The organism is Flavobacterium sp., from assembly GCF_027533505.1.
Taxonomy (GTDB): domain Bacteria; phylum Bacteroidota; class Bacteroidia; order Flavobacteriales; family Flavobacteriaceae; genus Flavobacterium.
In genome coordinates, this window is the sequence record NZ_JAPZUB010000041.1 from 1 (window position 1) to 14,397 (window position 14,397).

General features: G+C 41.3%; 10 protein-coding genes. 6 read left to right on the plus strand and 4 right to left on the minus strand.

The genetic code is table 11. The annotated features are described in order from the left end of the window. Positions 1-186: 186 nt before the first annotated feature. Entirely contained in the window at positions 187-1,464 is a 1,278-nt protein-coding gene (gene murF, locus O9316_RS09240) for a UDP-N-acetylmuramoyl-tripeptide--D-alanyl-D-alanine ligase (protein WP_298203859.1), read from the minus strand. 61 nt (positions 1,465-1,525) lie between these two features. Then, the gene (gldJ, locus tag O9316_RS09245; protein ID WP_298203860.1) at positions 1,526-3,235 is read right to left on the minus strand and encodes a gliding motility lipoprotein GldJ; all 1,710 of its coding nucleotides are present in this window, start codon (positions 3,233-3,235) and stop codon (positions 1,526-1,528) included. Between the two features lie 191 nt (positions 3,236-3,426). Between gldJ and porU the strand changes: the two genes are divergently transcribed. The 5 genes from porU (at position 3,427) to O9316_RS09270 (ending at position 11,826) form a co-directional block, all read left to right on the plus strand. After that, the gene (gene porU, locus O9316_RS09250) at positions 3,427-7,248 is read left to right on the plus strand and encodes a type IX secretion system sortase PorU (RefSeq protein WP_298203861.1); all 3,822 of its coding nucleotides are present in this window, start codon (positions 3,427-3,429) and stop codon (positions 7,246-7,248) included. A 37-nt stretch (positions 7,249-7,285) separates the two neighbouring features. Next, positions 7,286-8,482, plus strand: coding sequence for a type IX secretion system outer membrane channel protein PorV (porV, locus tag O9316_RS09255; protein WP_298203862.1), 1,197 nt, complete (start codon positions 7,286-7,288; stop codon positions 8,480-8,482). Positions 8,483-8,552: 70 nt separating this feature from the next. Beyond that, positions 8,553-9,035 carry a cytidine deaminase gene (gene cdd / locus O9316_RS09260; protein ID WP_288041282.1) on the plus strand — a complete coding sequence of 161 codons (483 nt, stop codon included), beginning with the start codon at positions 8,553-8,555 and terminating at the stop codon, positions 9,033-9,035. 181 nt (positions 9,036-9,216) lie between these two features. Then, positions 9,217-10,215, plus strand: a complete 999-nt coding sequence (pdhA, locus tag O9316_RS09265; protein WP_288041279.1) for a pyruvate dehydrogenase (acetyl-transferring) E1 component subunit alpha — start codon at positions 9,217-9,219, stop codon at positions 10,213-10,215. 6 nt (positions 10,216-10,221) lie between these two features. Next, a complete protein-coding gene (locus tag O9316_RS09270) occupies positions 10,222-11,826 on the plus strand; it encodes a pyruvate dehydrogenase complex dihydrolipoamide acetyltransferase (RefSeq protein WP_288041278.1) in 1,605 nt (534 codons plus the stop codon). A gap of 66 nt (positions 11,827-11,892) precedes the next feature. Here O9316_RS09270 and O9316_RS09275 read toward each other — a convergent pair whose 3' ends face one another. Further along, complete coding sequence (locus tag O9316_RS09275; RefSeq protein WP_073364112.1) at positions 11,893-12,288, minus strand: biopolymer transporter ExbD; 396 nt, start codon at positions 12,286-12,288, stop codon at positions 11,893-11,895. Beyond that, positions 12,272-12,982: a MotA/TolQ/ExbB proton channel family protein gene (locus O9316_RS09280; protein WP_298203863.1), complete on the minus strand. Its 711-nt coding sequence runs from the start codon at positions 12,980-12,982 to the stop codon at positions 12,272-12,274. Before O9316_RS09280 ends, O9316_RS09275 begins: the two co-directional genes overlap by 17 nt. A 124-nt stretch (positions 12,983-13,106) precedes the next feature. On the opposite strand from O9316_RS09280, the gene O9316_RS09285 reads away from it, so the two are divergent. After that, positions 13,107-14,327: a folylpolyglutamate synthase/dihydrofolate synthase family protein gene (locus O9316_RS09285; protein ID WP_298203864.1), complete on the plus strand. Its 1,221-nt coding sequence runs from the start codon at positions 13,107-13,109 to the stop codon at positions 14,325-14,327. Positions 14,328-14,397: the final 70 nt, after the last annotated feature.

Sequence of the window (14,397 nt, forward strand, 5' to 3'; positions counted from 1 at the left end):
GACTCTTTTTTTTATCGGTGCGGCGTGTCCCTACGGTCGAACCGCCGCCTTGTTTTTAGTGAGGCCCTTCAAGTTGAAGGGCCTCATTTTTTTTATCGGTGCGGCGCAAATGAATTATGAGTTATGAATTATGAGTTATGAGTTATGAGTTTCCATAAAGGAGCAAATAAAATTTACTAAGCTTTTTTAAAACAATTCTAAGGCACGTTCAAGGGCCATGCCACGACTTCCTTTAATCAAGACTACAGCAGGGGGATGGGTTTTAAATTGAGCTTTGAATGCTTCAAAATCAGGGTAAAAGTGAAGGTTTTTTTGGATGGTTTTAACGCTATCAAAGCATTTTCCGATAAAATGACATACTAATTCAGGCGAATCAGGAATTAATTGTACTATTTGTCGGTGTTCCTCTTCACTTTCAGAGCCGAGTTCAAACATGTCGCCTAGTATAGCAATTTTCGGAGTTTTGGTTAATTGCATAAAATTTTCTAAAGCTAATTTCAAACTACTAGGATTCGCATTGTAAGCATCCAATATGATTTCGTAGTTATTCTTTTGAATGATTTGCGAACGATTGTTTTCTGGGATGTACCCTTCAACGGCTTCTTTAATCGCTTCTGTGTCCACTTTAAAGTAGTTTCCTATGGTGATTGCTGCACAGATATTGGTGGCATTGTACAAGCCAATTAAATGAGAATAAATCACAGTGTTTTGATATGCAATGGTCACAAAAGGGTTGGCTTCAATTGGACCAAAAGTAACATTAGCATTGATTTCTTTTGCAGTAAAGATGAAGCGAGGGTGTGTCTTAGATTTTTCCCTTTGTATCACATCATCGCCATTGATGAAGGCCAATTTCTGATGGGTGAATAAATAGGTATACATTTCGCTTTTTCCTTTGATCACCCCTTCAACACCACCAAATCCTTCTAAGTGTGCTTTACCAAAATTAGTGATGTAACCGTAATCAGGTTCAGCAATTTCGCAAAGGAGTTCGATTTCTTTTTGATGGTTAGCTCCCATTTCTACTATGCCTATTTCTGTATCTTGGGTAAAACTAAGAAGCGTTAAGGGAACACCGATATGGTTATTTAAATTTCCTTTGGTAGCTTTAGTGTTGTATTTTTTCGAAAGTACAGCCAATATAAGTTCTTTTGTCGTCGTTTTTCCATTACTACCGGTAAGTGCGACAATGGGTATACCTAATTTCCTGCGATGGAATTGCGCCAATTTTTGTAATGCTACTAAACTATCCTCAACAAGAAGGGTGCGTTCGTCAATATAGTAGTCTGCATTATCGATGATGACATAAGATGCTCCAAGTTTAAGTGCATTTTGGGCAAATGTGTTTGCGTCAAAACGCTCTCCTTTTAAAGCCACAAATAGGCTGTTTTGGCCAATGGTACGCGTATCAATACTAAGAGAAGCACAGCTTAAAAAAGCTTCGTACAAGTTCGCTATATTCATGTTTTAAAAATATAAAAAAAGCCCTAAAAATAGGGCTTCTTTTGTCTAAATGATATTGTGATTAACGCTTTTTATTGCGTGCAGTTTTCTTTTGATCTGATTTGGGTCCAACACGTGACATCGCACAACGGAAACCAATATAATCTGTGGCCATATCCTGAGGGAAATAACGGCGTTGCGCTGGGTCAAGCCAATACGCTCTGTCTCTCCAAGAACCCCCTTTGTAAACACGAACATCATCGTTGATAAGCGTCGAACGCTTGTTAGAACGGTCGAATTTACGAATCATATTCCCTATGGAATCCACACTTACATTATGTTTTGGAGAATCATACATGCGTTGATCATCCTTTAGCTTCGCTTCGGTACCACCTTCAGAGCCAAAATCGAAATAACGTGTCGATTGTTTGTCCCCATCACGGTAGTTTCTGTGATCGCTTTTGTCAAAGTTTTGACGCAAATATGTCTCTTTTTCATCAACCGCTACTTGAGCAATTTGTCCGATAAAGTTTCTAGAGATTACTTTTCCATTTGGTAAGGTGTCAAAACGTTGTGTTTCAGCCGTCACTAATTCTACTTTACCATCTTCACCAATTTTGTTTTTGGTATATACGTTTCCACGATAGTAGTTGAAGTCGTTGGCCTCATCGTCTACAATAGGGCGGTATACATCAGCAACCCATTCGGCTACGTTACCAGCCATATCATACAATCCAAAATCATTTGGAGGGTACGATTTTACTTTGTTGGTAATGTCAGCACCGTCATCAGACCATCCTGCCAATCCACCGTAATCCCCTTTACCTTGCTTGAAGTTAGCCAATTGGTCTCCGCGAATTTGTCGTTTGCTTGAGCGGGTATAACCACCAGACCATGGATATTTTTTCTGTCCTTTGTAGATGTTGTATTCGCGCTGTCCGATATCAGCAGCAGCTGCATATTCCCATTCTGCTTCAGTGGGTAAACGATATTCTGGTAAGATTAACCCAGAGGTACGTTGCGCATACACGTTTTTAGCTTCTTGTGTTTCACCTTTAGCATTGGTAGTAGCTTTAGCTTTGGCTCCACGACGACCTTTTAAAACAACTTCTTCGTTACCCCCAAAAGTTTTGGTAGGTGCTGCTAAATATGTTTCAGTGTCAAAAGTCGCATCTGCTTTGGCTTCAGTCACCTTGGCATCTTTTTTCAAATAACCTTCACGCTCAAGGATAGCCTCGTTTACACGATTGGTTCTCCATTTTGCAAATTCAGTGGCTTGAATCCAATTTACACCCACTACAGGATATTCTGCATAGGAAGGGTGACGAAGATAGTTGTTGGTCATCGTTTCGTTGTAACCCAAACGATCTCTCCAAACAAGCGTATCAGGGATAGCCCCTTCGTAAATGTTTTTATAATTTTCTTCTTCTGGAGGGAAAACGCGTTTTAACCAATCCAAGTACTCCATGTACATGAGATTCGTTACTTCGGTTTCGTCCATATAAAACGATTGCACGTGCTGTTGATTTGGGGTGTTGTTCCAGTCGTGCATCGGATCATCGGCCACTTTACCCATGGTGAAAGTACCGCCTTCCACTAAAACCAATCCGGGACCGGTTTCTTGTTTTTTGAATTTAGAGGCATATTGAAACCCTCCTTTTTTGTCGTTAATTTTCCAGCCTGTGGCTTTCGATCCGGTGTTGGAGCTCGATTTCTTGCTACAACTGGAGAATCCGGCCAGCAAAATTACCGCAAAAAACCATCGCATTGCCATAAATTTGTTTACTTTCATACTCGTTAGTAGGTAATTAATTTTAGTGGCGCAATATAAGCATTAACCTTGATATTGCAACAACTTTTTTAAGAAACTGTATTTTTTTTCGTCTTTAACAAAACGTAACATTTCTTTTGATATTGTATACCTTTGAAAAAATTAATTTTACTTTTTCAAAATAAACCTTTGATTATAACGTTTGCATACTGATGAAAAAAGTTGCTATTCTACTTGGAATTTTCTCCATAGTTTTTTCGTATGCCCAAAATTCAGGGCAGCATACTCTTATTTGGTCGACCAAGCAAAACTATAAACAAGGCTTGAATTCTATTGCAATACCTCATTTTTCCAATGATGGTTTTGAATTTGACGCTGAAAAAAAAGCGGTTTATTTTACCTTTAAATTAAGTTCATCTTCAGGATTGCTCAATGCTGATGTCCTCATTCAAAATCCGGTATATACCCCTATGGCTGAAACTGAATTGGGGATTTTGGATAAATCTGTCATAAAAGAAACATTACAGAAAGAAGTTTTTAGCTACTTCAACAGAACAACTCCAATGGTACAGGTGCGTTTGTCTCCTTTTGTGAAAGTCAACGGGCAATATCAGAAATTACTCTCTTTTAATTATGTGCTTCAAAATTCCAATAAAGCCGCACCACTTCAAACCAATAGTGTTCCCTCTTTAACTAATTCAATGTTGTCTTCGGGATCTATCAGACGTTTTTATGTAGAAAAATCGGGCGTATACAAACTTACCCGCAGTTTCTTGAGTAGTTTGGGTGTGCCTGTGAACACGGATCCGCGAAAAATTAAAATTTTTGGTCATGGGGGTCGAATGGTACCGTTATCCAATCAAGTCGATTTTCCTTTTGATCCCGAGGAAAATGCCATTCAATTTGTAGGAGAAGCCGACGGAAGTTTTGATAATGAAGATTACATCCTCATGTATTGTGAAGGAATGGACAATTGGAGTGCTGAAAACGAAACCCATTTAAATCTTTATGCAGATCGGTCGTATTATTACGTGGTGGTTGGTGCTGATAATGGAAAACGCATGGCTCCAATGACCCAACCTGCTGGAGCGCCTACGCAAGTATTTACCACTTTTGATGATTATCGCTACCATGAAGTCGATTTAAATAACATAGGGCGATTGGGACGGGTTTGGTTTGGTGAAAATTTCAGTACCGATAATGAGCAAGAGTTTGAATTTTCTTTTCCAACTATTGCCCCTTCAGCCATAACCCGTTTAACCATTCATGCAGGGGGTAATTCGTTTGCTACATCCAACTTTAAGGTCGCCGTTAATGGTCAAAATGCAGGTACCCTCAACCTGTCGGCCGTGATACCCGATTCAGGAACCGAAGCTTCTCACAACTATCTAAACACCACTATTGCCACCACTCAAAATTACACGGTGAAACTAACTTACGATAATGAAGGTGTTCCAACAGCTCGTGGATTTTTGGATTATATAATTATAAAGACTCGCTCTAATTTAACGGGAACCGGCAAACAGTTCCGATTTACCGATGAGAATGCAGCGTTCACCACAGGAATTGGCGAGTTTCAAATCAGCAATGCTTCTACGGTACAACAGGTTTGGGACATCAGCGATATCTATAATGTAACGCAAGTTTCCAATACTACTGGAGCTTCGTTTTCATTCAAAACAGCATTGGGTTCACCCAAACGATTCATTGCGGTTTCTGAAGCAGACTATTTCACACCTTTGCGTGAATCTAATCCAGGAGTTGCCAATCAAAACTTGAAAGGCACTTTGTTCTTGGATGATAACGGCACTTTTCGTGATATTGATTACGTCATTGTAACGCCCGAAAATTTAAAGAGTCAGGCCGAAGTTTTGGCCAATTTTCATCGTTCCTACCATAGCTACAATGTTAAAGTCGTAACATTGCCCATGATTTATCAGGAATTTAATAGCGGAAAGCAAGATATTGGGGCTATTCGCAACCTAATGCGCTACATCTATCACAATGCTTCGCAGCCTTCCAATCGGGTAAAATATTTGAATTTATTTGGCGATGCATCGTATGATTTTAAAAATAGAATTTCCAACAACACCAATATAGTTCCTATTTACCATGCGTTAAGTAGTTATTTTTCGGGAGAAACTTCTTTTGCCTCCGATGATTTTTTTGCGTTGATGGATGCAACAGAGGGCGATCCATTGTCAGGTTTTGCGGCTGACTTTGCGGTGGGACGTATGTTGGTGTCTACTCCACAGCAAGCCGCTGAAATGGTGAATAAAGTGATTGAATATCACGATTTACAATCCTATGGGAGTTGGCGAAATAATTATGTTTCCATCTCTGATGACGCCGACAAAGATCCTGATGCTAGCCTTCAAGTGCGTCAAAACATACTCACCGATGCCATTTACACCCAAAAACCGTTTATCAACTTCAGAAAGATATTTTTGGATTCCTATGTGCAACAAACCTCTTCGGGAGGCGATCGATATCCGCAAGCCAAATTGGATTTGAGTAATGCCTTTGAAAAAGGTGCCTTGGTGTTTAATTATTTAGGCCATGGAGGAGAAGACGGTTTAACCGCAGAGCGCTTGTGGGATAAATTTGACGGATTTAATTATCAGAACCGTTTTCGTTACCCTTTATTTATCACAATTACCTGTGAGTTTTCGCGTTTTGACAATCCTTTACGACCCACAGCAGGGGAATATACTTATTGGAATCCTCGAGGGGGGGCGATTTCCTTGATAACAACCATTCGCTCTATTGGGCAGTTTCAGGCTGAAAATTTCAACGATAACTTGTCGAGTAAACTCTTTGCGTACGGTTCGAATACGTATGTGTCAATTGCCGAGGCTTTGCGTCAAGCAAAAAATATGTCCAATAATAATTCGGCGACACGGGTAGTTTTCTATTTGGGCGATCCTGCTTTGAAATTGGCCATCGCCCAACCTAAAGTAGTTTTAACCAAAATTAATGACGTTCCTATAACGCAACCTACCGACGATTTAAAAGCGCTGGCTACCATCAAATTAAGCGGTGAGGTGCAAGATGAAAACGGCCAGCTTTTATCCAGTTACAATGGAGAATTAGCCATCAATGTTTTTGATAAAAACTTTACCAAAAATGCATTAAATAACGATGGATTTACCACTCCGCTCACTTTTGAGAATTTAGGCGAAACCATTTTTCGAGGGAATGTGAGTGTGGTCAATGGCCAGTTTGAGGTCACCTTTGTTGTGCCTCGTGATATTCGTATTCCTTTGGGACCCGGGCGGGTGAGTTTTTATGCCAAAGGTACTCAAGTCAACACCGATCGTACGGGACACAGTTTTGATATTCGAGTGGGTGGTGTCAATACAGCTGCAGTGGCCGATAATTTAGGTCCCCGTGCCCGCTTATATATGAATGATGAAAGTTTTGTCGACGGTGGAATTACTAATGCATCCCCATTTTTATTAGCCTTTTTAGAGGATGAACATGGGATTAATACAGCAAGTGGAATCGGACATGATATCATTGCAATTTTGGATGGCGATGAAATGAATCCATTTGTGCTGAATGATTACTACGAAACGGAGCTGAATGATTTTACCAAAGGAAAAATTCGTTTTCCCTTTCGTGATTTAGCAAAAGGGCCCCATACCATTGTTTTCAAAGCTTGGGATGTGTATAACAACCCTGTAACTGTAGAGATTCATTTTGTGGTGGCAGACGGTAATGGGATTACCTTGACGAATGTCTTAAATTACCCCAACCCTTTTGTGAATTACACCGAGTTTTGGTTCAATCATAACCGCCCTTTTGAACCTTTAGAAGTTCAAGTTCAGATTTTTACCATCACAGGTAAAATTGTAAAAACGATCAACCAAACAGTAACCACAGAAGGTTTTTTAAGTCGCCAAATTCAATGGGATGGACTCGATGATTTTGGTTCAAAAATCGGGAAAGGGGTGTATGTATACAAACTAACGGTACGATCGACCCTCAATGGGAATACTGCGGAAAAAATTGAAAAATTGGTTATACTGTAAAAAATACTATATTTGTTAACTTTTTTAAATTGCAACAATGAAGAAGCTATTATGGGCGCTGAGCCTCCTAAGCATCACAACTACAATAAACGCACAACAACGAGTTATCACTACTGGCGTTCCCTTTTTAATGATTGCCTCCGACGCCCGAGCGGCTGGCTTGGGTGATCAAGGGGTGGCCACTTCTGCGGATGCCTATGCACAACAATGGAATCCTGCCAAGTTTGCCTTTGCTACCGATAAACAAGGGTTCTCGTTAGGGTATACCCCTTATTTGACGCAATTGGTCAACGACATTTCTTTGGGACAAGTGACCTATTACAATCGTATTAATGAGCGAAGTGCTTTTGCCGGTTCCTTACGATTTTTTAGTTTGGGAGAAATCGAGTTGCGCCAAAGTTTTGACGATCCCGCCAATGTGGTCAAACCGAATGAGTTGGCTTTAGATGGGTCGTATGCCCTTAAGTTGAGTGACCGTTTCAGTATGGCGGTGGCCGGACGCTATATTCGCTCCAATTTACGAATTCCTGATGCGACTACAGATGCTCGTGCAGCCAACACTTTTGCCTTCGACGTTGCCGGTTTTTTTCAGTCGGAAGAATTTGCACTAGATGATTTTAACGGGCGCTATCGTTTGGGATTCAATTTCCAAAATTTAGGACCTAAAATCAGTTATGACAATGATCAAAGTGATTTAAATTCCAATTTTATTCCCGCCAACATGCGTTTGGGAGGTGGATTTGATTTCATTTTGGACGAATACAATAAAGTATCTTTGAATGTTGAAGCCCAAAAATTATTGGTTCCTACGCCTCAAGTGGGTTTCGATAATGGAACATACAATGGAACGGATATGAATAATGACGGGACAATAGACTCTGTCGATATGCAATTGGCTACTGAAGAATACAAACGGATCAATTGGGTGTCGGGTATTTTCCGTTCCTTTGGGGATGCCCCTGGAGGGTTTTCCGAAGAATTACGAGAAGTGAGTTATTCGGTAGGTGCCGAGTACAATTACCAAGATGCTTTTGCTATGCGTTTGGGTTATTTCAATGAAAGTAAAGATAAAGGAGGACGTAAGTTTTTTACTCTTGGTGCTGGATTTAAGTACAATATCGTACGCGTAGATGTTTCCTACTTATTTTCCGCCTCCCGCATTCGAAACCCTCTAGAAAATACACTTCGTTTTTCGCTGACGTTTAATTTTGGCGACAAATATGAAGATTATTAATCGTTTTTAATTACCAATGATACAATCCAAATTTCACTTTGAAGTTTGGATTTTTTTTCCGCAATACCTTATGAAAGAACTTACCATTCAAACGGTTTTTACAGTCTACGATGCGCTTGACCAAACGCCGAGCGAAGTGCAAGCTTTGATGGAAAAAGCGATTGCTGCACGAAATACAGCCTATGCCCCTTATTCACGCTTTCGTGTGGGAGCTGCTTTGCTTTTGGATAATGGTGAAGTAGTTGTGGGTTCCAACCAGGAAAATGCAGCCTATCCCTCCGGACTTTGTGCTGAACGTGTCGCTATATTTCAAGCCGGTGCATTATATCCTGATGCCGTGATCACGACGCTGGTTATCACCGCTGCTTCTGAGACCAATCCTACGCTGTCGCCAATTCCGCCGTGTGGGGCATGCCGTCAGTCGATTGCCGAGTACGAGTTTCGACAAGATACACCCATAGCCATTTATTTTATGGGTGAAAAAGGGGTAGTGTATCAATCCGAGTCTATTGCCAATTTGTTGCCGTTGACTTTTGATAAAACCGCCTTGTAAGCTAAAACGATGTAGTTAATATTTCCCCCTCTAAACGGTTGCTAAAAACTATATTTTTAGGGGATTTAATTTTTAGTTCTACAATCATTATTCTATTTTTGCATTCCGATTATTCCGTGATGTAAACAATTTCGCATAATCGTGCCCACAAAATTTTGTAAAACGCAGTAATTCAGTCAAAATGAAAGAAATTACCAAAGAAGTTTACCTGCAATGGTATGAAGATATGCAGTTCTGGAGAAAGTTTGAAGACCGTCTCGCTGCTGTGTATATTCAACAAAAAGTTAGAGGTTTCCTTCACTTATATAACGGACAGGAAGCGGTATTGGCCGGTGCCTTGCACGCGATGGATTTATCCAAAGACAAAATGATTACCGCTTACCGTAACCACGTGCAACCCATTGGAATGGGCGTAGATCCTCGTAAAGTTATGGCAGAGTTGTATGGAAAAGTGACAGGTACATCCAAAGGAATGGGAGGTTCAATGCACATTTTTTCCAAAGAACATGGGTTTTATGGCGGACACGGAATCGTTGGAGCACAAATCCCAGTGGGAGCCGGAATCGCTTTTGCCGACAAATATTTTGAAACAGGTGGGGTAACGCTAACCTATTTTGGAGACGGTGCAGCGCGTCAAGGGTCACTTCATGAGGCTTTTAATATGGCGATGAACTGGAAGTTGCCGGTGGTTTTTATTTGTGAAAATAACGGGTACGCCATGGGAACTTCTGTAGAGCGAACCGCAAATCATACCGATATTTGGAAATTAGGATTAGGGTATGAAATGCCTTGCGGTCCCGTAGATGGGATGAATCCTGTAAAAGTGGCCGAAGCCATGCATGAAGCCATTGAGCGGGCACGTCGCGGCGATGGACCTACGTTTTTAGAAATGAAAACATACCGTTACCGAGGACACTCGATGTCGGATGCGCAATTGTACCGAACCAAAGACGAGGTAGAGGAATACAAAAAAATTGACCCTATCACGCAAGTTTTAGATATTATCAAAGAAAAAGGATACGCTACCGAAGCTGAAATCGAAGCGATTGATGAGCGTGTTAAAAATTTAGTGGACGAGTGCGAACGTTTTGCCGAAGAGTCCCCTTATCCCGAAGTACAACAATTGTACGATGTGGTGTATGAAGAACCGAATTATCCATTTATTCCCCATAAATTATAAGCAATTATGGCAACAGTAGTAACGATGCCCCGCTTGAGTGATACGATGACCGAAGGAACGGTAGCAACATGGTTGAAAAAAGTGGGTGATACGATCAAAGAAGGTGATATTTTAGCTGAAATCGAAACCGATAAAGCCACCATGGAGTTTGAATCTTTCAACGCTGGGGTTCTTTTACATATCGGTATTCAAGAAGGTCAGTCAGCTCCTGTTGACTCGCTATTGGCCATTATTGGTCAGGCTGGGGAAGACATTAGTGCTTTGTTGAATGGGGGAACTGCTGCTCCGGCTTCCAACGGTACTGCCGATGCTCCGGCGGCCTCACCCACTGTTGCGACGGCTCCAGCGGGTATTCAAGTGATTACGATGCCTCGTTTGAGTGATACCATGACTACAGGTACCGTGGCCACTTGGTTGAAAAAGGTAGGCGATACCGTAAAAGAAGGCGATATTTTGGCTGAAATCGAAACCGATAAGGCTACCATGGAGTTTGAATCTTTCCATTCAGGAACGCTATTATACATAGGCATTCAGGAAGGAGAATCAGCTCCCGTAGATAGTGTTTTGGCGATTATTGGGCCTGCGGGCACCGACGTACTTGCTTATGCTGAGTCGTTGAAATCAGGAGGAGTTCCTGCGGCAACTCCGACTTCTGCACCCGCTGAAATCCCAACTTCAGTTTCTGCCACACCTGTAGCTGCTCCGGTAGTTCAGGAAGGAGGTCGCATTTTTGCATCGCCATTAGCGCGTCAAATTGCGAAAGAAAAAGGCATTGATTTAGGTCAAGTTAAAGGGACAGGCGAAAACGGGCGTATTGTGAAAAGTGATGTCGAGCAATTTACAGCGGCTCCTGTTGCCACAGCTTCTGCACCAGTTGCACCAGCACCGGCCGCGGCTCCCGAAGTGAAACCTTTCGTTCCAGCGGGATCCGAATTTGCAGAGCAAATTAAAAATTCCCAAATGCGTAAAACGATTGCACGTCGTTTGTCAGAATCCATATTTACCGCTCCTCATTTTTATTTAACCATCGAGGTTGCCATGGATGAAGCGATGAAGTCGCGCGGAGTGATTAATTCAGTACCCGATACCAAAGTGTCGTTCAACGATATGGTGATTAAAGCGTGTGCGATGGCTTTGAAAAAACATCCAAAAGTAAATTCGCAATGGAGCGATGAAGCCATCACAATCAATCACCACGTGCACATTGGTGTAGCCGTGGCCGTAGAGGATGGATTGGTTGTTCCAGTCGTACGGTTTACCGATCAAATGACGTTGTCACAAATTGGAAATGCGGTTAAAGATTTAGCAGGGAAAGCGCGTAATAAGAAGTTACAACCTTCCGAAATGGAAGGAAGTACATTTACCGTTTCCAATTTAGGTATGTTCGGAATCACGGAGTTCACCTCGATCATCAACCAGCCTAATTCCGCTATTTTGTCGGTAGGAGCCATTATTCAAAAACCTGTTGTTCGTGATGGGCAGATTGTAGTAGGACACACCATGAAAGTAACCTTAGCCTGTGATCATCGAACCGTCGATGGAGCAACAGGAGCTGCGTTTTTACAAACCTTACGCACTTTCTTGGAAAATCCAGTCACTATGTTAGCCTAAAAAATTAATTGATACATACAAAAAATCCTGCTCGATAAAGCAGGATTTTTTTATAGAATCCGATTGCTATTGACTGTTACTTGTAGCAATAACAAACTTGAGTTTGTTTTTCACTCCAATCTGGAGCACATCGACTAAATCTTGTACTTGAAGATTATACGGAATACGAACCACAATGGTTTCGTCTGAACCGGGCGTGATTTTGGACATTAATACCGATTCCAATTGGTCAAATGGAACTTCTTCCTTATCCAAAAAGTATCTCTTTTCCTCGGTAACCGAAAGGCTAATTAATTGTTTGTTCGTTTTCTCATTATTTTTTGACTTGGGCAACGTCATTTTAATCACATTCGGATTCGCCAAGGTGGAAATGATTAAGAAAAACAACAAAAGGAAAAACATGATGTCGCTTAACGAGGAAGTCGCGACTTCAGCATGAAAGCGTTTATTTCGTCTTACCATTGGGTCGTTGAATTATGTTGACAAACTCTAAAACTTGTTTTTGAATGCTTAACACGAAGCCATCAATTTTACCATTAAACAAGTGGTAGGCTGCATAGGCGATGATGCCCACAACAAGACCCGCTCCTGAGCTGATCATTTTTTCGTACAACCCCCCCGAAATGTTACCAATACTAATATCTTCTGTTTGTGAAATGCTATAGAAAATTTTTATTACTCCAGAAATCGTTCCGATGAATCCCAACGTGGGTGCAATACCCGCGATTAAACCTAACTGTCCCAGTTTTTTCTCCATTTCACCTACCTCAATATTGGCCGCACGCTCCATATTGGATTCAATTTCAGAAATTGGTCGACCAATCGTTAAAATTCCTTCGCGCAACACATAACCCGAAGCGGTGTTGTTGCGTTCGGTAATGGCTACAGCACGTTGTAATTCTCCTGAATTTAACGCCTCACGCACATCACGGGTGAGATTAGGGTCAATTTTTGACCGTTTGTGGATATACAACCAACGCTCAATGATTATGAATAAGGTATAAAATAGTAAAAGTGCAATAGGGATGAGAAAAAAACCTCCTTTGGTAACAAACTCCAAAACGGAAATTTCTTTGACGGCAACCGTGTTTTCAATGACCGCCCCAGTCGCTTGGGTGATACTGTCGTTTTGAACTTGAAGAAAAAATAAATTCATAGTGTTCCTTAGTTTTATAATAGTGGAATTATTCTCAAATTTGCCCTAAAGATAAAAGCAGTTACAATACTAAACTAAAATTTTAGAAAAATATTTTATCTCAAAATTAGTTATCACAAAAGAAATGAACTACGCCGAAACTGTTGCTTGGATGTTTTCCCGTTTACCGATGTACCAACAGGTGGGAGCGGTTGCTTATAAAAAAGATCTAACCAATACGCTTGCCTTTGCCGAAGTATTGGGCCATCCCGAGCGATCCTTAACGTGCATTCATGTAGCGGGCACCAATGGTAAAGGTTCAACGTCGCATTTACTCGCCTCCGTCTTACAAGCAGCAGGCTATAAAGTAGGATTGTATACGTCACCCCATTTAAACGATTTTCGGGAACGCATACGAATTAATGGAGAACCGATTGAAGCTGATTTTGTAGTGAATTTTATCGCTACCCATCGTGCGTTTTTGGAACAACAGCAATTGAGTTTTTTTGAGTTGACGGTAGGAATGGCATTCGCGTATTTTGTTGCAGGAAAAACCGATATCAACATTATTGAGGTAGGCATGGGAGGGCGCTTGGATTCAACCAATATTATTACTCCCGAAGTCGCAGTGATTACCAATATCGGGTTGGACCACACGCAATTTTTAGGCACAACACTTCCTGAAATTGCAGCTGAGAAAGCAGGGATAATCAAAGCGGGCGTACCGGTCGTTGTGGGCGAGTGGGAGGCCGCAACACAGGCGGTTTTTGAAAGCCGCGCACAAGCCCTTCAAGCGCCTTTATATTATGCAGGGGTTTTGCAAACGTCAACTTATCCCTCCGTATTGAAGGGTGCTTATCAAGAAGCAAATAAAAAAACGGTACAACAAACCTTGGCTGTTCTTCAAGCGCAAGGGAAATTTATCATTTCTGAGGAAGCGATACAAAAGGGATTCATGGAGGTAATGGAGCGAACCGGACTGCGGGGACGTTGGCAAATTTTGGGGCATCAACCCAAGATCATTGCCGATACAGCACACAATGCACATGGACTTCGGGTAGTCATGCCACAACTTTTGGCGGAACCCTTTACGCAATTACATCTGGTGTTGGGCGTGGTCAATGATAAAGATTTGAATGAAATTCTTCCTTTGTTTCCAAAAAATGCGTTGTATTATTTTTGTAAACCCAATGTGCCAAGAGGGTTAGATGCCGAAGTTTTACGACAAAAAGCCGAAGAATTTCAGTGTAAAGGAATGGTATTCGCTTCCGTTTCAGAAGCTTATAACGAGGCTAGAAAACAAGCGGGTTCTGACGATGTGATCTATGTGGGAGGGAGTACTTTTGTAGTCGCGGAACTTTTTTGATTTTTTTTAATTTTTTCCTTGCAGAAACAAAAAACAGTCTTATATTTGCATCCGCAATCAAGCACTAATC